Below are 20,269 nucleotides of genomic sequence, written 5' to 3'. Positions count from 1 at the left end.
AAGCAACGATCAACAATTTGTAATCGCTATCATTAGTTTAAAGCTAATTTTGCCTTCGCGCAACGATAGTTAAAATTTCGTTGTCATTGAACGGTTTGTTAGTGCTTGCTTACTTGGTTATGGTAAAATAAAAAAAGTATTCTAAAAATCAGAAGTTTAAAATACGTGTTTATTCTTAGCGTGAAGGGAAGAGTAAAAATCGTGAAACAACGCGGATTTGAGGTAGTTAGTCACAAGGCTAACCAAGACATAAATTTACCACAACGCCAAACCAAGCAGGCGGCGGGGTATGATTTTGAAGCAAGCGAAGACTTTGAATTGCCTTCAATTTGGAAGCACCATTTCTTAACCGGTTTAAAGATCTTATTGCATAAGCAAACTTTGACTGAGGACGAATTTACGCTAGCCGATAAACCATTAAAGCCCTACCTAGTTCCCACGGGGATTAAGGCTTATATGCAACCAAATGAAGTGTTAATGCTTTTTAATCGGTCTAGTGGTCCTTTGAAACGACGCTTAGTCTTGCCAAATGGCGTGGGAATCATTGACGCTGATTACTATAACAATGCTAAAAATGAAGGTGAAATTTTTGTCCAATTAATTAACTTCGGCCTTAAAGATTACCACATTAAAAAGGGAGAACGGATTGCCCAAGGGATTTTCGTTCCATATTTAGTGGCGGATGATGAAATTGCTCCTCAAGCTGACCGAACCGGTGGCTTTGGTTCGACGAAGTAACATAAAAGTTTTTTCCAGGGGTTACGCGATGATTAGGACAATCTGCCGATGAAACCGGCCAAGTCGGCTTCAAGGTTGAGGACTTAGCTAGAGTGCTATCCTGTATCTAAACGAAGATTTTAAAAGGGAGGAATTAAATGGCAAAAGCACGAACCCATTATGTTTGTCAGAACTGTGGGTACTCATCGCCCCGTTTCTTGGGGCGATGCCCAAATTGTGGAAAATGGAATACTCTGGTTGAAGAAGTTGAACAAGGTCAATCGGTAAATAAAGTTCAACCAACAACGACTTTAACCGGCATTGTTGCTAAGCCACAGAAAATCAACGAAATTGATACTCGAAAAACACCTCGGGTAAAAACAAAACTAAACGAATTAAACCGGGTTCTAGGGGGCGGAATTGTCCCTGGGTCCTTAGTGTTAATTGGTGGGGATCCAGGAATTGGAAAGTCAACTTTACTGCTACAAGTTTCCGGTCAATTAAGTACGGAGGGGCGTTCTGTTCTCTATGTATCAGGGGAAGAAAGTGCTTCCCAGATTAAAATGCGGGCTCAACGCCTTGAAGTAGCAGGAGATAATTTCTACATTTATCCAGAAACAAATATGGATAGTATTCGGGCAACAATTGATAGTTTAAATCCTGAATATGTAGTGATCGACTCGGTGCAAACAATGCAGGCTACCGATGTTACTTCAGCAATCGGGAGTGTTTCGCAAATTCGGGCGGTAACGGCACAATTAATGCAGATTGCTAAGGGGAAAAATATTACGGTATTTGTTGTTGGTCATGTTACCAAGGGTGGGGTCCTTGCCGGGCCTAAAATTTTGGAACATATGGTAGATACAGTACTGTATTTTGAGGGGGATCTCCATCATACTTACCGGATTTTGCGGGCTGTTAAAAATCGGTTTGGTTCTACCAATGAACTCGGCATTTTTGAAATGGATAATGATGGTTTAAAAGAGGTTGCTAATCCATCGGAGATCTTCTTGGAGGAACGGTTACAAGATGCCACTGGGTCAGCGGTGGTGGTTTCCCTTGAAGGTACGCGGCCAATTTTAGTTGAAATTCAAGCTTTGATTACCCCGACCGTTTTTGGAAATGCGCAACGTACGGCAACGGGCTTAAATCGGAACCGGGTTTCCTTGATTATGGCGGTACTCGAAAAACGAGCAAATCTCTTACTTCAAAACCAAGATGCCTACTTAAAGGCAGCAGGAGGTGTCAAACTCGATGAGCCAGCGATTGATTTGGCGATTGCCGTTGCGATCGCTTCTTCTTATCGTGATCGCGGAACTCAACCAACGGATGCCTTTGTTGGCGAACTAGGTTTAACTGGGGAAGTACGTCGGGTTAACCGGATTGAACAACGGGTTGCCGAGGCAGCTAAGCTCGGGTTTAAACGGATTTTTGTCCCGAAAAATAATTTACAAGGTTGGAAAACCCCGGATAATATTGAGGTAATCGGGGTGACTACCATTAGTGAAACTCTGAAGTTAGCCTTGGGTAGATAAGAGAAAGGAGGATTGAAATGAAAAGAAGAACAAATTTTATCCGGCTACTCTTTATTTTAGTGGGGATGGCAATTGGATATTACTACTTACCACCAATGTGGGCGACGTTAGGGATTAAGCCTTCTTTGGTTATCTTACCTGTCATTGTTGACATTTTACTTGGAGCAATTATATTTTGGTTATTATCACTTGCATTGATGGGTTGGATTTTACGGATTGTCCACCAAGTTGAAACAACATTAGCGAAAAAGAGTCCCTTATATCTAATTATGGGGGCAATCACCACCATTCTAGGGTTGGTATTAGCTTCGTTGATTTCTATTCCACTCTGGCGATTACGGATTCCAGTGTTAAACAATGTTTTACCAATTATTTTAATGGTCACTTTTTCTTACTTTGGGTTTGTCTTGGGGACAACCCGACTTGATGAGTGGCGTAAACTTTTGTTTAGTCGGCGCGACAAGGCCAAAGATGGGGCAATCATTAATCGCCAAGATGATAATTACCATCATTACAAAATTTTGGATACGAATATTTTGATTGATGGTCGGATTTATGACTTAGTAAAAACTGGCTTTCTTGAAGGCACTTTATTGGTTCCGAACTTTGTTTTATACGAGTTACAATACATTGCTGACTCAGTTGAAAGCATTAAGCGAGTCCGGGGCCGGCGCGGATTAGATATTCTAAATAAGCTACGGGAAGAAAAAATAGTCCCAGTTGAAATGTATGATGGTGATTTTGAGGATATTCCGGAAGTTGATAGTAAGTTAATTGCCCTTGCTAAAAAAGTTGACGGGGTAATCGTAACAAATGATTGGAATCTAAATAAGGTGATCCAGTTCCAAAACGTTCAAGTTTTAAACATTAACAACTTAGCTAAATCATTACGACCACGGGTAGTTCCCGGAGAAAAACTCCGAGTTAAAGTGGTTAAAAAGGGAACAGAGCGCCAACAAGGGGTTGCTTATCTTGATGATGGGACCATGGTTGTTGTTGAAGATGGTCGTTACTTTATGAACCAAGAATTGATTGTTGAGGTAACAAGCGCTCTCCAAACAGATGCTGGACGAATGATCTTTGCCCGACCACCACATCAAGGAATTGAAGATAAGACAGATTAGTTGATATTGGGAGACATTCTTGGCCAAACTAGTCAACTTGCTTGGCGTTTGTGAGCCCATGCAAGGCTGAATCGGTTGGTGCGACCGTCAGGGAAGCAACTGCCATTCAGCTACCGCTTTGACCATAGTTACTGAGTAACCTTCGGAGACGAAAGAGGTTGGGAAAAAAGCTCCTTGACGGCCTGGTTGGGATAAGAAGGACGAAGGTTGATTCATAGAATCGACCTTTCGTTCGCACTTATCCACTAAGGCCGTGCTTTTTGACCTTAGTTACTGAGTAACATTCGGAGATGACAAAGAAAGGCTGGGGAGAAACATGAGTTTCTTCCCAGCCTTTTCCTTTTCTAATCAAAAAGAGGCTGGCACAGCCAGCCTCAAGGAGTACTACGAATATCTTGGGGGAGATTTCGTAATTAATCTATTTTTCGGTTACTATTTGGGAGGAGTAATTGAAAAATAATAGGTTTCGGTTAATCGTGATAAGACATCTCCTTACCACGGTTCTTATAGTAACAGTCGAGTGTGAAGAAAATATGATGAAAGCCTAAAGTTACCAGTAAGAGCGGCAAAATAATTTACCATGCAGAAGCCGAGCCAACTTGTGGTAAGATTGAGATATTGATCTTGGTGAAAGGAAATAGGACGATGCTAAAAATATACAACACCTTAACGCGGCAAAAAGAAGCCTTTAAGCCAATTACCCCCGGAGTAGTGAATATGTATGTTTGTGGACCAACTGTTTATAATTACATCCATATCGGGAATGCGCGGAGTGTCGTTGCTTTTGATACTGTTCGGCGGTATCTAGAATTTAAAGGCTATCAGGTTAACTATGTTTCTAATTTTACTGATGTCGATGATAAGATGATTAAAGCCGCCAATGAACAGGGGATTACCGTTCCTGAATTAGCTGACAAGTATATTCAAGCTTTTATGGAAGATACAAAAGCACTTAACGTCGAAGATGCCACGATGCATCCCCGGGCAACGGAAAACATTGCGGAAATTATTCAAGTAGTTCAAACGTTGATTGAAAAGGGATATGCTTACGAAGCTGATGGTGATGTTTATTATCGGGCGCGGAAATTCAAACGTTATGGGGCTCTTTCTGGTCAATCCTTAGATGACCTTGAAGTTGGGGCGAGTGAGCACGTTAGCCAAGATGAAGTTGATAAAAAAGAAGATCCGCTTGATTTTGCTCTTTGGAAGGCTGCTAAGCCAGGCGAAATTAATTGGGAGTCACCATGGGGACCGGGGCGGCCAGGTTGGCATATTGAATGTTCCGTAATGTCGACCAAATACTTGGCGAATACGATTGATATTCATGCTGGTGGGCAAGATTTAACCTTTCCACACCATGAAAATGAAATTGCCCAAATTGAACCAGTAACTGGTCAACCATTTGTTCACTATTGGATGCACAATGGTTTCGTGACCATTGGAAAAGAAAATGAAAAGATGAGTAAGTCCTTGCATAATTTTATAACGGTGCATGATTTGCTAAAAACGGTTGATGGGCAAGTACTACGTTTCTTTATGGCAACCACGCAATATCGGCGGCCAATCCAATATAGTGACGAACAACTTCAAGATGCGGCCAATAACTTAAAACATTTGCAAAACACTTTTACGAATTTGAGTTACCGGCAAGAAGATGCAGAGGCAGGAAGTGATCCCGCTGTCTCAGACCAAGTTGCTAAGTTCAAAGCCCAATTTGTTACGGCAATGGATGATGATATTAACGTTCAAAACGGGATTACAGTGGTTTATGATCTTGCAAAGTATGCTAACTTATATACCCAAGCTAAAACAGTAAAGCAAGAAGCAATTGATACTTTAAAAAATTTGTTAATCCAATTAACAACAGTTTTTGGCGTTAAATTGCAAACGGAAAAAATTAACGATACAGAAATCGAAATGTTAATTGAACAACGTAATCAGGCACGGAAAGCTAAAAATTTTGCCTTAAGTGATAAGATTCGGGATGATTTAAAGGCTCAGGGAATTATCTTAGAAGATACCCCACAAGGCACACGGTACAGAAAGGAATAAAATGGCAGTAGATTATCGACAACTAAACGGGATTGCTCTAGCGTACTTAGGAGATGCGGTTTATGAAGTGTTTATTCGTGAGCACTTACTAGCGAAGGGGATGGCTAAGCCAAACCGACTTCAGCACGTGGCGACTAATTATGTTTCGGCCAAGGCACAAGCAGCTCTAATTGAAAAGATGCAAGAGGAAGACCTTTTAAATCTGGAAGAATGGGGTTACTTCAAGCGGGGGCGAAATGCTAATAGTTACACGCATGCCAAAAATACGAATGTGCTGACTTACCGGATGTCAACTGGCTTTGAAGCCTTAATTGGCTATCTTCAATTAGCAGGAAAAAGGGAACGTTTGACTGAAATCGTGCAGTGGTGCATTATGCATGTCGAAAAGGGGGATTTAAGCCGTGCCAAGTAAACAACCGGAATTTATTATTGGGCGTCATCCAGCTGTAGCGGCCTTAAAATCAGATCAAGAAATTAATAAGGTCTTTATTCAAAAAGATTTACGTTCGGATGCAATTGCTTCAGTTATTAAGTTAGCGCGGGAACGGCGACTCGTGATTTCAATGGTTCCCAAGACTAAGCTCGATCAAATGACAAATAACGAAAATCACCAAGGGGTTGCACTAGCTGTCGCGGCTTATAAATACGCAACAATTGACGATTTGTTTGCCCGGGCGACTGAACGAGATGAAGCACCATTCTTTTTAATCTTGGATGAATTGGCTGATCCGCACAATTTAGGTTCGATTTTACGGACTGCAGATGCGGCGGGTGTCCACGGTATTATTATCCCAAGACGCCGTTCAGTCGGCTTAACGAGTGTGGTGGCTAAAACTTCAACCGGGGCGATCGAACACGTTCCGGTTGCTCGGGTAACCAACTTAGTCCAAACTGCCAAAGAATTACAAGCCCGGGGATTATGGTTGTTTGGGACTGATATGCAAGGAACTGATTACCGACGCTGGGATGCTAAGGGTCCGGTTGCCTTAGTGATTGGAAACGAAGGTAAAGGGATTTCTAGTTTACTAAAAAAGACTTGCGATGAAATGCTGACGATCCCGATGATTGGCCATGTTCAAAGCTTAAATGCAAGTGTTGCCGCTAGTCTGCTCATTTATCAAGGATTTAATTCTCGTCACCCACTAGGTTAATTTAAAAATTTTTTCAATTTACTTTTGGCGGTAACTAATTTCTGCACTGAGAAATTATTCAAAAGTTTAAAAACGTTCTGTGGACACACTAACTAATTGGTGTGCCCTTTTTTTGTATATTCAGTATAAAAATTAGTTTTACTCCTAAATTTATATTGCTTATTATCTAATTAATTGATAAAAAACGTTGTTGAAAAAGATAGTTAAAAATGATAACTTATTTTTGCTGATAAGTATTTGAATTGTTAATGATAAATTAATTACTGTAATTTGATCATGATAGTGAATTGCTACTAGCTTACTATTTTAAAATTAAGCAGTTATTTGAATTAGTTTAACAATCAAGTTTTAAACGGTAAAATGCTCAAAAGGGGAGAGATTGATAAGACTAATGAAAAAACCAGAAAAGAAAATTTCCGAGCAAAAGTTAATTTATATGGTTCGGAACCATCATGACGATGCCAGTTTTGAAATGCTTTTTCGCCGGTACCTGCCAATGGTTCATAAACTCCGACGGAAATACACTGGCTTGACAATTAGTTATGAAGATTGGCATCAAGAAGCAGGAATTACTTTGTTTAAGTGTTTGAAGACTTACGATGAAATTGCGGGAGCTTTTGCAACTTACTACCGAAAGATGCTTTTAAATCGATTAAATGATCTTTACCGGAGTCAGCAAACCCAGAAGCGAATGGTGAATACAAAAACCTTTTCTTTGGACCAAATGCCGATGGCTGATCAAATTGAAGATGAGCGGGTTGCAAGTGATAAAGTAGTACGATTCCGCATTGCACTAAATAAATTAACCACTGAATGTTCGAAATTTGAGTTACTTTGTTTCTTAAAGGTTTGTAATGGAATGTCACTTGAAGAAGTAGCAGCCGAACTCCAGAAAGATCCACGCTCAGTTTACTCGGCAATTTGGCGGGTTGAACGTAAGTTTTTGCGAATTCTTGACCAAGAGTGGGATTAAAGAAGCAAGAGACATTCTTGTTCTTCCTATGCAATTATGCTAGAGTAATTCTGAATGGAGGTGGCCGTTATGGCTAACCATAAAGTTGGATTAGAATGCTCAGTCTGCGGTTCACGTAATTATTCAGTCAATGTTAGTACTAATCAGCGTGAACAACGCTTAGAACTAAAAAAATTTTGTAAACATTGTCAAAAAGTAACTGTTCACCGGCAGACACGTTAAGGGGAGGTAGCTATGCACTTAATTCAGTTTTCCAAGAATGTCGTTAAAGAAATGCATCGCATTGTTTGGCCAACTGCAAAAGAAAATCGGCGTGATACAGCGGTCGTTCTTTCAATTACGATCTTCTTTATTCTGTTTTTCGCCCTCTTTGATTGGTTGATCCAAATGGGACTTTTGGCTTTTGTAGGTTAGATTTGATTGGTCAAAGTCTACAAGGTCTGGTATAATGTCTTCTTAGGAAGTTTCCGTCTTAGGGCGGGCTTTTTTATTTTGCTTAAATATTAAGACTTCTAAACGAAAATAAGGAGAAAATCGTGGAATCACAAGAAAAACGTTGGTACGTTTTGCACACGTACTCTGGATACGAAAACCGGGTCAAAAGTAACTTGGAATCTCGGGCCCAATCAATGGGAATGGAAGACTACATTTTCCGGGTAATTGTGCCGGAAGAAACGGTTCACCAAGTTAAGGATGGGAAAAGTAAGGATATTGAAGAAAAGGTTTTCCCAGGTTACGTTTTAGTTGAAATGGTAATGACTGACCGGGCCTGGTACATTGCCCGGAATACGCCAGGAGTAACCGGATTTCTTGGTTCTCACGGTGGTGGGTCAAAGCCAACACCATTACAACCAGAAGAAGTTAATCGGATTTTGAGTTGGATGGATGACGAAGCTCCTGAACGGACTGATATTAATGTTGCAGTTGGTGACCACGTTAAGGTTATTGCTGGTTCATTTGCTAACTTAAGTGGGGTTGTAACTGAAGTTGACCATGAACACATGAAGTTGAAGGCTGAGATCGAAATGCTTGGTCGGCAAACTACGGTTGAACTTGGTTTTGACCAAATTGCAGCGGTTGAATAAATTTAAGTTGTATTTCTAGGATAGATGTGGTAGTTTTATAAGGTATGCTATCAACATACTGTGGGAGGGGCAAATTCTTATCCCCCATCATTACCACAACACGGACTAAGGAGGTTTTGTCTCGTGGCAAAGAAAGTAGCAAACATTGTCAAGTTACAAATTCCTGCTGGTGCAGCAACACCTGCTCCACCGGTAGGTCCTGCCCTTGGGCAAGCAGGGATTAACATTATGGGCTTCACGAAGGAATTCAACGCCCGGACTGCTGATCAAAAAGGAATGTTAATTCCAGTTGTGATCACGGTTTACGAAGACCGTTCCTTCGAATTTATCACCAAGACGCCACCTGCTGCTGTCTTGCTGAAGAAGGCCGCTGGTGTTGAACACGGTTCCGGTGAACCTAACACGAAGAAGGTTGCTTCTGTAACCAAGGCACAAGTTAAGGAAATCGCCGAAACTAAGATGCAAGATCTAAACGCCGCTGACGTAGAAGCAGCTATGCGCATGATCGAAGGTACTGCCCGGAGCATGGGCTTCACTGTTGAAGACTAGGCTCTAGCAGACCGGGCACTTTTTGAAAAAAAAGTTGTCCCCGTGGGAGGAGACTTCCGCTAGACCACATTTGCAAGGAGGATACATCAAGATGGCTAAAACTCGTGGTAAGAAGTACCAAGACGCGTTGAAGAAGGTTGAAGCTAAGAAGCAATACGCCTTAACTGACGCAGTTAAATTAGTAAAAGATATTGATTTTGCAAACTTCGACGCAACGGTTGAAGTTGCATTTAACTTAAACGTTGACACTAAGCAAGCGGACCAACAATTACGGGGTGCCGTAGTTCTGCCTAACGGAACTGGTAAGGACCAAACGGTTATCGTATTTGCCAAGGGTGAAAACGCTAAGGCTGCTCAAGAAGCCGGTGCGGACTTTGTTGGTGACCAAGACTTAGTTGAAAAGATCCAAGACGGTTGGCTTGACTTTGACGTTGCAATCGCTACCCCAGACATGATGCCACAAGTTGGTCGTTTGGGTCGGGTCTTAGGGCCTAAAGGTTTAATGCCAAACCCTAAGACTGGTACGGTTACGATGGACGTAGCTAAGGCCGTTTCTGAATCAAAGGCTGGTAAGGTTACTTACCGGACTGACCGGGATGGAAACGTTGCTGTTCCATTCGGTAAAGTTTCCTTTGATGCTGACAAGTTAGTTGAAAACTTAAAGACGATTGAAGACATCATTATTAAGTCACGGCCAGCTGCTGTGCGTGGGACTTACATCAAGCACGCTTCAATTGCTTCAACTTTTGGCCCAAGTGTTACCTTGGACTTAACTGACTTCTCGTCAGCACGGTAATCAAAGTAAACGCTGAAAGTTAAAAGACTGGGCATTCGCCTGGTCTTTTTTTACATAGCAGGTAAAATGCTAATGGTAAAAGATATCGTTATCATGACCTGTGATAGAAAGAGGAAAAGTAAATGGAATATCTGTTGGGAATCGATGTAGGAACCGTCCGGACAAAAGGAATTTTGTACGACAGCAAATTGCAACCGAAGAAAAGTTTTCGCGAAACGTATCCTTTATATCGGGATGCAAAAGGAATGGCTGAACAAGAGCCCGCTGAGGTTTTAGCAGCGGTCGAAAAGGTAATTAATCAAGCCTATCAAGAAGTACAACGAAATAATTGTGATTTGCTAGCCATCGCTTTTTCAAGTGAAAATCAAAGTTTATTGCTGTTGGATGAAAATTTTCAACCAATCAGTCGGATCTTAACCTGGGCAGATACGCGAGCTCGGTTGGTAGCGAGTCGGGTAAAACGAAATCTGATTGCCCGGGAACTTTACATGGATACTGGGACGCCAATTCATCCAATGTCACCATTTACAAAATTACTCTGGTTGAAAGAAGACCAACCAGAACGGTTGAAAGCTACCGCCTATGTTGCTGATATTAAGTCATATCTTTTTCACCATTTTTTTGGCGAATTCAAGATTGATATTTCGGTAGCTTCTTGTTCGGGAATGTGGAATATTAATACCCGGACTTGGGATCGTCAGGCTCTAGAAATGACAGGAATTAGTACGAGTCAACTACCGGAAATTGTTGAGAGTACTACCCAAGCAATTGGTCTGACGACGAGGGCTCAAAAAGAATTACACGTTCCGGTACAGACACCATTTGTATATGGTGCTTTCGGAGGGGCCTCCTCAAATATTGGAATGGGGGCGGTTGATGCTTCCACGGCAGCGATTGCAATTGGGACTTCAGCCGCTGTCCGCGTCATCACGGATTCACCAGTTATTGATCCACATCAACGCCTTTTTTGTTACACTTTGGATAATGAACACTGGGTTGTTGGGGGACCGTTAAATAATGGTGGTGATGTTTATCAATGGGCAGTTAATCACTTAGTTGACGCTAAAGCGGTTACAAATGAAAAAAAGACGCCATTTCAATTAGCAAATCAAATTATCGAAGGTGTTCCAGCTGGTTCGCACGGTTTAATTTTCCATCCTTTCTTGGGGGGAGAGCGGGCGCCGATCTGGGATGCTAATGCTCGAGGTTCATTCTTCGGCTTGAACTTACTGCATACTCGGGCGGATATGCTACGTTCAGTGATGGAAGGGATTACCATGAATGTCGGCAGTGTCTTTGAAGTTGTTCGCGATCTAGTCGGTGATCCAGAAAAAATAATGGCATCTGGTGGCTTTACTGATTCCGAAGTATGGCGCCAAATGTTAGCTGATGTAATTGGCTTTCCAGTTGGGGTAGCCATGGCCCATGGTGGCTGTTGCCTTGGGGCAGCAACAATTGCCCTCAAGAGCCTAGGACGGATTGATGATTATGCTGAAGTAAAGGGGATGCTTAGTCAGCCTGAGGTTTATGATCCAGATGACATGGCGGCTTATACTTATCAAAAGTACCAGCCGCTTTTCAACCAAGTTGAACATCTTTTAACCCCAGCTTACGAAGCGATTTCCCAATTACAAGAGAAATAAGGAGGTTGGGAAAAAAGCTCCTTGACGGCCTGGTTGGGATAAGAAGAACGAAGGTTGATTCATTAGAATCGACCTTTCGTTCGCACTTATCCGCTAAGGCCGTGATTTGGAGCGAACCAGCCAATTGGTTTGGCGTTTGTGAGCCCATGCAAGGCTGAATCGGTTGGTGCGACCGTTAGGGAAGCAACTGCCATTCAGCTACTGCTTTGACCTTAGTTACTGAGTAACATTCGGAGATGAAAGAACAAGAGGGTGGGAAGAAACTTGAGTTTCTTCCCACCCTCTTCTCATACGGTTGTTGCTATTGCAATTCCCTTTGCCACTTCTGATGACCACGATAGATCCAGAATGGTAAGACTGAAACAATCAAACACATTAGTGCCAAAATTACCACGTAAGTAACCCGTAAATGTTGAGGCGTCCCTTGGGCCGGAATAAAGGTAATGAAGAAAGCAACGAAAGTAATAACAAAAGCAAGGCAAGCAAAGGCGATGCTGAGATTCGGCCGCTGGGTCATCCGATATGCCCGATGAAGGTCTTCATGACGAAGCTTCAGAATGATATATGCCCAAAGCATAATCATGTACACCATTAGGTATTGAGCAGTCGTCGCTGCGAGAGCAACGTTAAAAGCAAAATCAGCATTTTGGCCACTCGTAAAGGTGATTAAAAGGGCAGTCAAAGTGACAATACTGGATTGAAGGACCATGATCCGGAAGGGAATCCCGTGTTTAGTTGCCTTCGCGAAGAAGCCAGGAAGAAACCCTTCACGGGCGGCCTCATATAACCCTTGATTAGGGCCGGCAATCCAATTGCCGAGTTCACCTAGAATTCCGCAGGCGAGCATTAAACCAATAATTTTTTCAAGCTCGTTTCCGGGAAGACCGATTGAACTTAAGAGGCGACCATAAGTATGAACGAAGCCGGTACTATTTTGGATATGAGCTGCTGGCACCGTCATTGCAATTGACATACTTCCTAGCAAATCCAAACTAATCGCAGTTATGACGAGGGCTACCATTACTTTTGGATATTGCTTAGGCTTAGCGAGGTTTTTAACGTGTGGCGCTGAAGCTTCTCCACCACAGAAAGCTAAAATAAAAGGAACAAAAGCAACTAAAGTCGATCCATTAACATGGTGTGGGAAAATGGTATGGAAGTTAATGTGCACATAAACCGGGTTACCTTGAATCAGGTAAACTGCCACGACCAAAACTAGGAGTAAAACTGGTGTCACAATTCCTAACGCAAATAACCACTCAGCAATTTTCCCGACTCGTTTGGCTCCTAAGAGTTGGCTAAAGGTTGCGCCCCAGAGAAGGATCATCATTAAACCAAACCGAATAATTGGGGTGGTATTAAACCATGGAGTGTTTAAGGCAATTGACAAGGCTCCGATGATGACATACATCATTAGGTCCATCCCGGCAGTAATGTGGATCCACTGGTAAAACATGGCGGTAAAGCCGGCCTTTTCGCCAAGGGTATTTTTAACCCAAGTAAAGATGCCCCCTTTTTGCCAGCCATCAATAGAGGCCATTTCCCCGGCTGCTTGTGTGACCGGTAAAAACCAAATTAAGCCGGCCAATAGTAGGTGAAAAAGGGCAGTTGCACCAGTTTTACCGAAGGGGGCAAACTCATCGATCGAAATTACCATCGAGCTGGTCATCGCAAAGAGCTTCAGCCCAGTTAATTGGTTATAGTGCTGGTTAGCAAGATCATTTTCTGCTGAATTTGACATATTAAACTCCTAAATTCTAAATTTGTGAAGACAATCTAAATGGTCAACTTTGCCATTATACCAATAAAATGACCTTCCGGCGGTGAAAATTATTTTAAGGATAAAAAAGTTACCCTAAACGACTTAGTGAAAAACAAATCAATCGCCAAAAAAACTATACCAATTTCGAAAACTGTGTTGATTTAAGGCTTTATTTATTTGATTAAATTATGATTAGCAAAAAATATAATGATAATGTTCAAAAATTCACTTGAAAAATTTTGGAAGTAACAGTACCATAATAATCGTAGAAAGTTTATTAGATTAACAAAGGAGATATGTTCCATGAAGGCTGCAGTTATTAATGATCCAGTAGATGGTTACGTTACTGTTAAAGATGTCACATTACGTGATTTAAAGCCAGGTGAAGCCCTGGTTGATATGGAATACTGTGGGTTATGTCACACTGACTTGCACTGTGCTGCCGGTGACTTTGGTGACAAGCCAGGTCGAATTATCGGTCACGAAGGGGTTGGTCGTGTATCAAAGGTTGCCCCTGGGGTTACGAGCTTAAAGGTTGGTGATCGGGTATCGATTGCTTGGTTCTTTAAGGGCTGTGGCCATTGTGAATACTGCTTGACTGGTCGGGAAACGCTTTGTCGCGACGTTTTGAACGCTGGTTACACCGCCGATGGGGCAATGGCCGAACAATGTATTGTTCCGGCTGATTACGCAGTTAAGGTTCCCGAAGGGCTTGATCCAGTTGAAGCTACTTCCTTAACTTGTGCTGGGGTTACAATGTACAAAGCTTTGAAGGTTGCTGATATCAAGCCTGGTCAATGGGTATCCATCGTTGGTGCTGGTGGTTTAGGTAACCTGGGGATTCAATTTGCCCACAATGTCTTTGGGGCTCATGTTATCGCTGTCGATGGTAATGAAGACAAGCTTCAAGCTGCTAAGGAAAACGGGGCTGAAATCTGCATTAATCGTCATGATGACAATGTCGATGAACAAATTCAAGCAAAGGTTGGCGGTGTTCATGCCGCAGTTGTTACGGCTGTTACTACGGCTGCCTTTGACCAAGCTGTTAACTCCCTTCGTCCAGATGGGAAGTTAGTTGCCGTTGCGCTTCCACAAGGAGACATGAACTTGAACATTGCTAAGACAGTGCTTGACGGAATTATCGTCGCTGGTTCCCTAGTTGGGACGCGGCAAGACTTGGCTGAATGTTTCCAATTTGGTGCTGAAGGCAAGGTTCACCCAATCGTTAAGACGCGGAAGCTTTCTGAAATCAACGATATGATCCAAGAATTGAAGGATAACAAAGTTGTTGGTCGGAACGTTGTTGACTTTGTTCACTAATCTAAACAAATAACGTTAATCAATAATGAAGATAGGGTGGGAAGAAATTCGAGTTTCTTCCCACCCTATTTTTTTATCTCCGAATTGTTGCAACTAAGGTCAAAGCAGTAGCTGAATGCTAGTTACTTCCCTAATGCACCTACTGATTCAACCTTGCATGGGCTCACGAACGCCAAACCAGTTGGCTGGTTCGCTCCAAATCACGGCTTTAGCGAATCAGGGCGAACGAAAGGCCGATGCTAATGAGTCAACCTACGTTCTTTTTATCCCAACCAGGCCATCGACAAGCCTTGTTCCCATTCTTTTATCTTTATTATTGATGATCCACAATTTCTTTTAAGAAACGGGCAATTATTGCTAATTCCGTTGGTTGGTATTCCTTTGCAATTTTTACTTGTAAATCACGATAGAGGTTTTGATGCATCGCTTGGTGTAATTTAGCCAATTGTAACCCGGTCGTTGTTAATTGATAATAGATGCTTTTTTGATTATTTGGATGACGTTGGCTAGTTACGAGATGAAGATTAACAAGGTGCTTGGCTGCTCGGGTCGTCCCACTCCGGCTAACTCCGATCCTTGCAGCCAGTTCAGTACCGTTAAGCTCTTTGGCAGTACTAAGCTGATCAAGAATGTGATAACCTACGATTGCGATTTGGGGAATTAAAGCCGCTTGTTCATCATCTATTGCGTGGGCTAACATCCATGTTTGAGCCTCACTTAGATCGGTTTTCCGTTGATTACGTAAGGTAGCGATTAGAATCGTAATTTCCTGAATTTTCGGGTCCATTTTAAATCCTTTCGGCAATTTTTTCGGCTTGATCAAAACAATAACTTAAGATCTTTTCGCCGTCTGCATTTCCCCAGTCTAACCCTTCAACAAAGATTTGGTGGTAACTATTTTCTTGAATCCCAAATAAACTCATTATCGTTTTAAGGTACATTGATCCTAGATCGAGCTTTGCTTGAGGGATACCAGTGTATTGATCACCACTAGCTTGAATATGAACGACTGACTTATCTTTTAGGAGACCAACTGGACCAGCTGAAGTGTATTTGAAGGTTTTATGGGGGACAGCAATTAGGTCAATGTACTGTTTCAACTCGGCAGGTAGGAAAAGGTTGTACATTGGATTAGTGAAAACATATTTGTCAGCTGCCAAAAACTCGTTTAACCACGCTTGATGTTCTTGAAAATTAATTTCTTCGTCTATCGCTAAGGGCGCATGTTGACGTTGCTTTTCTCGAATAGTCAACGTAGTAGTGTTAAGTGGGGGCACCGGCTTTGTGAAAAGATCTCGAATAATAATTTTATCACTCGGGTGGATTTGCTGATAGTGATTTAAAAAGTGCCGTTGAACTTGAAGGGAATAGCTTTTGGAAACGTGGGGATGCGCTTGAACCACTAATAAAGTTGCCATAATTAATAACCTCACTTTAAATTATTGTTGCTTAGTAACAAAACATGGATGATTGTAATCTGATTATTGTTGCGAGTCAACAATAATTTATCTTTCTTAAAATTTAGTACCAATCCAAGCAAAATCCGGGAAAAGTCAGTAAAATGTGGTATTATTAAGGTCAAGATTAGTCAAGAAGGGAGCTGAAATCAGTGGAAGAACGGAGTATCTCAGACGTGATTGAGGCTTATTTGAAATCCATCTTAGGTAACGATCCGCAAATTGAAATTCGCCGGGCGGAAATTGCGGATCATTTTGATGTTGTTCCCTCACAAATTAATTATGTGATTAAGACGCGGTTTAATCTTCAAAATGGTTACTTAGTTCAAAGTAAGCGTGGCGGTGGCGGATATATTCGAATCGAACGGGTTAACTTGCTTGCCGATGAAGATGTTCTTCAAATGGTGATTGATAATATTGGTGAAGCAATTAGTGAAAAGGATGCTATTAAAATTATTAATACCCTCTATGAAGAAAAATTAATCTCCCATCGTGAAGGGGATTTAATGTTGGTAGCAATTGATAAGGCAACCCTTAAACAGCCGACGCACCAAGCGGAAGATCAGTTGCGGGCGCGGATTTTAGTTGCGCTTTTGACGCGGCTTCGCTATGAATAATAAAGGGGATATCAATGGACGATAACTTTTACACACCAAATGCGCGGGCGGTGCTAGATTTAGCCCGGGAACAGGCAGTTTACTTTAAACATCAAGCAATTGGAACGGAACACCTACTATTAGCCCTTAGCATAGAAAATAGTGGCGTGGCAGCGGAAGTTCTTAACCAATTCAATATTTCGAGTGATGATGTCCGCGCTGAAATTGAGCGGTTTACGGGCTATGGAACTTTGGGTTCATCAAACCTTGATGAATATTTACCGGCTTCACCGAAGTTACGGGTTATTTTGCGATTGGCAACCCAATTAGCACACCAAATGAACGCAAATCGCGTTGGAACTGAGCATTTACTTCTGGCCCTTTTGAGCGATGAAACAATTTTATCATCGCGCATTTTAACCAATTTAGATGTTAATATTCAACAAGCTCGCCGGACCTTGGTTCATAAATTAGGCAAAGCTGCTTCGCAAGCAATGAACCAGCGGGGGTCACGCCGGGCCACTTCAGCCACGCCAACTCTTGATAAGCTGGGGCGTGACTTAACTAATCGGGCTACTGCTGATGACTTAGAAACGGTCGTTGGTCGGGATAAAGAAATTAAGCGGATGATTCAGCTTCTTAGCCGGAAGACGAAAAATAATCCAGTTTTGGTTGGTGAGCCAGGAGTTGGGAAAACCGCAATCGTTGAAGGCTTAGCCCAACGGATTATCAAGAAACAAGTTCCCGATAATTTAATCAATAAACGTTTGGTTGCCTTAGATATGGGGACCCTCGTTGCTGGAACTAAATTCCGGGGTGAGTTTGAAGAACGATTAAAAAAGGTCCTGACAGAAATTTATCAAAGTGGGGATGTGATCCTCTTTGTTGATGAATTACACACGGTAGTTGGTGCTGGGGGAGCAGAAGGTGCCCTTGACGCATCGAATATTTTAAAGCCCGCGCTTGCCCGGGGGGAACTCCAGTTGATTGGGGCAACTACTTTAGATGAGTATCAAAAATACATCGAAAAGGATGCGGCTTTGGAGCGGCGGTTTGCCAAGGTGATGGTTGAAGAACCAACTAAGGAACAAACCGAAGCGATCCTGAAAGGAATCCGGCCGGCGTATGAAGAACACCATCATTTGAAGATTACTGATGATGCTTTAAGGGCAGCTGTTGAACTTTCAACGCGTTATATTGCTGACCGTTTTCTTCCTGATAAGGCAATTGATCTTGTTGATGAAGCTTCTGCGATGGTGCGGATTGATGCTGATCGGCTTGATGATCAGACCCAATCGTTAATCCATGAATTGAGCAACCTTCGCCAAGCAAAAGAAGCAGCAATTGAAGAACAAAACTTTGATCGGGCAGCTAGTTTGCGCCAAGATGAACTGAACTTAAAAGCCGACCTTAATGAACGCTTAGCTAAGCAAAAGGCCAAGTTAAATGCTAAGCAACCAAAAGTAAGTGCAGAAGATATTGCCGTTGTTGTAGCAGATTGGACAGGGGTACCGGTAACCCAACTTAAGCGGAAAGAAGAAGACCGTTTAGTTAATCTTGAAAAGATCCTTCACCAACGGGTAATCGGCCAGGATGAGGCAGTGAGTGCAATTTCTCGGGCGATCCGCCGGTCACGGAGTGGTTTGAAAGATCCGCGGCGCCCAATTGGTTCCTTTATGTTCCTTGGTCCAACCGGGGTTGGAAAGACCGAACTAGCCAAGGCGCTAGCGGCAACGGTTTTTGGTTCTGAAGACAACTTAATTCGGATCGATATGTCTGAATACCAGGAACGGTATAGTACGAGTCGCTTAGTTGGAGCGGCTCCTGGATACGTTGGTTATGAAGAAGGGGGCCAGTTAACCGAAAAGGTTCGTCAACATCCATACTCCGTTGTCCTCCTTGATGAAGCGGAAAAAGCTAATCCTGAAGTCTTCAACTTACTGTTACAAGTTCTTGATGACGGTTATTTAACTGACGCTAAGGGCCGGAAAGTTGACTTTAAGAATACGATCTTGATCATGACTTCAAACCTTGGAGCGACCCAACTTCAAGATGAAAAGACGGTCGGCTTTGGCAATCAGCCAGCAAGTGATGATTATGGAGCGATGAAGGCGACGATTAATCAACAATTGAAACTTCATTACCGGCCGGAATTCTTAAACCGAATTGATGAAACGATCGTTTTCCATTCATTATCAAAGGAAAACTTACATCAAATTGTCAAGTTAATGACTAAGCAACTGGTTAGTCGCCTATCCCAACAAGCGATTGATCTTCGATTAACCCCTGCAGCAATTGATCTAATTGCAGCGAAAGGTTATCAACCAGCATACGGTGCTCGACCAATAAGAAGAGCCATTCAAACGCTAGTCGAAGACCCCTTAAGTCTACAACTTTTGGATCATGAAATTAAACCTGGTGAAAAGGTTACCATCGGGGCTAGAAAGGGAAAGTTAACTTTTACTGCTCAAAATAAAAGATCGTAATTCAATTCTTTATAATCTTAATTAAAATCCATATAAGCGAACCCTCAACTTTAAAAATTAAATTTGGGGGTCGTTTTTTTTTTTTTTTTATAAGTTTTATTGGTGGCGTGGCGTTTAACGATTGACAAATGATAGCGGTAGATAAATAATAATTAATGCTGTGGGAGTATGTTAAATCGAGATAATCGATTTTTTGCATAGAATAGGAGCGTTTAAAAAATGAGACGAGCTGAACAATTGGCCAAAACACGAAATGCGATCTTAACGACGGCAACAAAATTATTTTTGGAACATGGTTTTGCTGGAACGTCAACCCGGGATATTGCTAAGCAAATTGGGATTACCCAACCCGCTTTGTATCATCATTTTACAGATAAGGAAGAACTCTACCTTACAGTTCTGACTGAACTTTGTGGAAAGGTCCGTCAAGAAACCAACAAGGTTTTACGGAAAACAGACCTTACCCCTGAAGAACGGCTTTACCGGATTGCAAAAGTTTACTTGAAGTACCATCCATTAAATATCTATGCTCAATATCAAGCGGCATTACGGCAATTGACGCCAAGTGCACAACATAAGTTGAACATGATTTTTACGATGGATTATCTTGAACCGTTATCTGAATACTTTAAGTTGCCAGATGTTAAACTTCGACCGGATTTAATGCCAAAGGAAGCTGCTGAACTGCTGATTGCAAGTTTAGCTCCCTTGTTTGGGACATTCCAAAAAATCGGAGGTCGGTCATTAAATGCCGAACAACGCCAACGGTTGATTATTGATGCTATTATCACTGGACTGACTGATCAAGCCCACCAAGATGATCGCAAATAGATAAGCAAAAGCAGTTGCTTGGAAGGGAGAGCCGAGCAATTGCTTTTTCTTTCCATATAATGAATCTTTTTCTTGACTATTGAATTTAATTAGTGTACTTTATTCACTGTATGTAATTGTGATTTCAATGCGACTGGCGATCTCTTGTCCGTCAGCCACTTTATAAAAAACCAAAGGCAATTTTTTAGGTTG

Annotated in this window: 20 protein-coding genes; 17 read left to right on the top strand and 3 right to left on the bottom strand. The window is 42.0% G+C overall.

Translation table 11 applies throughout. From position 1 onward, the window contains the following. Positions 1-198 precede the first annotated feature (198 nt). The 13 genes from GTO83_RS08935 (at position 199) to GTO83_RS08875 (ending at position 11,625) form a co-directional block, all read left to right on the top strand. On the top strand, positions 199-738 hold the full coding sequence (locus GTO83_RS08935; RefSeq protein WP_180872172.1) for a dUTP diphosphatase: 540 nt from the start codon (positions 199-201) through the stop codon (positions 736-738). Positions 739-875: 137 nt separating this feature from the next. Continuing rightward, positions 876-2,252, top strand: coding sequence for a DNA repair protein RadA (gene radA / locus GTO83_RS08930; RefSeq protein ID WP_180870543.1), 1,377 nt, complete (start codon positions 876-878; stop codon positions 2,250-2,252). 17 nt (positions 2,253-2,269) lie between these two features. Next, positions 2,270-3,376: a PIN/TRAM domain-containing protein gene (locus GTO83_RS08925; protein WP_180870541.1), complete on the top strand. Its 1,107-nt coding sequence runs from the start codon at positions 2,270-2,272 to the stop codon at positions 3,374-3,376. Between the two features lie 645 nt (positions 3,377-4,021). Then, a complete protein-coding gene (gene cysS, locus GTO83_RS08920) occupies positions 4,022-5,428 on the top strand; it encodes a cysteine--tRNA ligase (protein ID WP_180870540.1) in 1,407 nt (468 codons plus the stop codon). 1 nt (position 5,429) lies between these two features. After that, on the top strand, positions 5,430-5,840 hold the full coding sequence (locus GTO83_RS08915) for a Mini-ribonuclease 3 (RefSeq protein ID WP_180870538.1): 411 nt from the start codon (positions 5,430-5,432) through the stop codon (positions 5,838-5,840). Further along, on the top strand, positions 5,830-6,579 hold the full coding sequence (rlmB, locus tag GTO83_RS08910; protein ID WP_180870537.1) for a 23S rRNA (guanosine(2251)-2'-O)-methyltransferase RlmB: 750 nt from the start codon (positions 5,830-5,832) through the stop codon (positions 6,577-6,579). The genes GTO83_RS08915 and rlmB overlap by 11 nt, the downstream gene beginning before the upstream one ends. Before the next feature lie 391 nt (positions 6,580-6,970). After that, entirely contained in the window at positions 6,971-7,552 is a 582-nt protein-coding gene (locus GTO83_RS08905) for an RNA polymerase sigma factor (protein ID WP_180870535.1), read from the top strand. Between the two features lie 69 nt (positions 7,553-7,621). After that, positions 7,622-7,774: a 50S ribosomal protein L33 gene (rpmG, locus tag GTO83_RS08900; protein WP_180870534.1), complete on the top strand. Its 153-nt coding sequence runs from the start codon at positions 7,622-7,624 to the stop codon at positions 7,772-7,774. Between the two features lie 12 nt (positions 7,775-7,786). Further along, entirely contained in the window at positions 7,787-7,966 is a 180-nt protein-coding gene (gene secE / locus GTO83_RS08895; protein WP_180870532.1) for a preprotein translocase subunit SecE, read from the top strand. A gap of 122 nt (positions 7,967-8,088) precedes the next feature. Continuing rightward, complete coding sequence (gene nusG, locus GTO83_RS08890; protein WP_180870530.1) at positions 8,089-8,637, top strand: transcription termination/antitermination protein NusG; 549 nt, start codon at positions 8,089-8,091, stop codon at positions 8,635-8,637. Between the two features lie 123 nt (positions 8,638-8,760). Continuing rightward, positions 8,761-9,186: a 50S ribosomal protein L11 gene (gene rplK, locus GTO83_RS08885; RefSeq protein ID WP_180870529.1), complete on the top strand. Its 426-nt coding sequence runs from the start codon at positions 8,761-8,763 to the stop codon at positions 9,184-9,186. 91 nt (positions 9,187-9,277) lie between these two features. After that, complete coding sequence (gene rplA, locus GTO83_RS08880) at positions 9,278-9,982, top strand: 50S ribosomal protein L1 (protein ID WP_180870527.1); 705 nt, start codon at positions 9,278-9,280, stop codon at positions 9,980-9,982. 122 nt (positions 9,983-10,104) lie between these two features. Continuing rightward, entirely contained in the window at positions 10,105-11,625 is a 1,521-nt protein-coding gene (locus tag GTO83_RS08875) for a gluconokinase (protein WP_180870525.1), read from the top strand. A 301-nt stretch (positions 11,626-11,926) separates the two neighbouring features. Here the strand turns inward: GTO83_RS08875 and GTO83_RS08870 are convergent, their stop codons facing one another. After that, a complete protein-coding gene (locus GTO83_RS08870) occupies positions 11,927-13,366 on the bottom strand; it encodes an amino acid permease (RefSeq protein ID WP_180870523.1) in 1,440 nt (479 codons plus the stop codon). Positions 13,367-13,690: 324 nt separating this feature from the next. On the opposite strand from GTO83_RS08870, the gene adhP reads away from it, so the two are divergent. After that, positions 13,691-14,707, top strand: coding sequence for an alcohol dehydrogenase AdhP (adhP, locus tag GTO83_RS08865; protein ID WP_180870522.1), 1,017 nt, complete (start codon positions 13,691-13,693; stop codon positions 14,705-14,707). Positions 14,708-15,020: 313 nt separating this feature from the next. Here adhP and GTO83_RS08860 read toward each other — a convergent pair whose 3' ends face one another. Both GTO83_RS08860 and GTO83_RS08855 read right to left on the bottom strand, forming a co-directional pair. Next, positions 15,021-15,494 (bottom strand): MarR family transcriptional regulator, encoded by a 474-nt coding sequence (locus GTO83_RS08860; RefSeq protein WP_180870520.1) that lies wholly within the window; start codon positions 15,492-15,494, stop codon positions 15,021-15,023. 1 nt (position 15,495) lies between these two features. Then, complete coding sequence (locus GTO83_RS08855) at positions 15,496-16,125, bottom strand: FMN-dependent NADH-azoreductase (protein ID WP_180870519.1); 630 nt, start codon at positions 16,123-16,125, stop codon at positions 15,496-15,498. 191 nt (positions 16,126-16,316) lie between these two features. Here GTO83_RS08855 and GTO83_RS08850 point away from each other — a divergent pair, with 191 nt between their 5' ends. The 3 genes from GTO83_RS08850 to GTO83_RS08840 all read left to right on the top strand — a co-directional run bounded on the left by GTO83_RS08850 (position 16,317) and on the right by GTO83_RS08840 (position 20,077). After that, a complete protein-coding gene (locus GTO83_RS08850) occupies positions 16,317-16,781 on the top strand; it encodes a CtsR family transcriptional regulator (RefSeq protein WP_180870517.1) in 465 nt (154 codons plus the stop codon). A 14-nt stretch (positions 16,782-16,795) separates the two neighbouring features. Continuing rightward, positions 16,796-19,246: an ATP-dependent Clp protease ATP-binding subunit gene (locus tag GTO83_RS08845; RefSeq protein ID WP_180870515.1), complete on the top strand. Its 2,451-nt coding sequence runs from the start codon at positions 16,796-16,798 to the stop codon at positions 19,244-19,246. Between the two features lie 219 nt (positions 19,247-19,465). After that, on the top strand, positions 19,466-20,077 hold the full coding sequence (locus GTO83_RS08840) for a TetR/AcrR family transcriptional regulator (protein WP_180870514.1): 612 nt from the start codon (positions 19,466-19,468) through the stop codon (positions 20,075-20,077). The last annotated feature ends 192 nt before the right edge of the window (positions 20,078-20,269 follow it).

Origin of the sequence: Lactobacillus sp. 3B(2020), from assembly GCF_013487845.1 — a bacterium.
Taxonomy (GTDB): Bacteria; Bacillota; Bacilli; order Lactobacillales; family Lactobacillaceae; genus Limosilactobacillus; species Limosilactobacillus alvi.
This window is presented reverse-complemented; position numbering and strand designations above follow the sequence as displayed.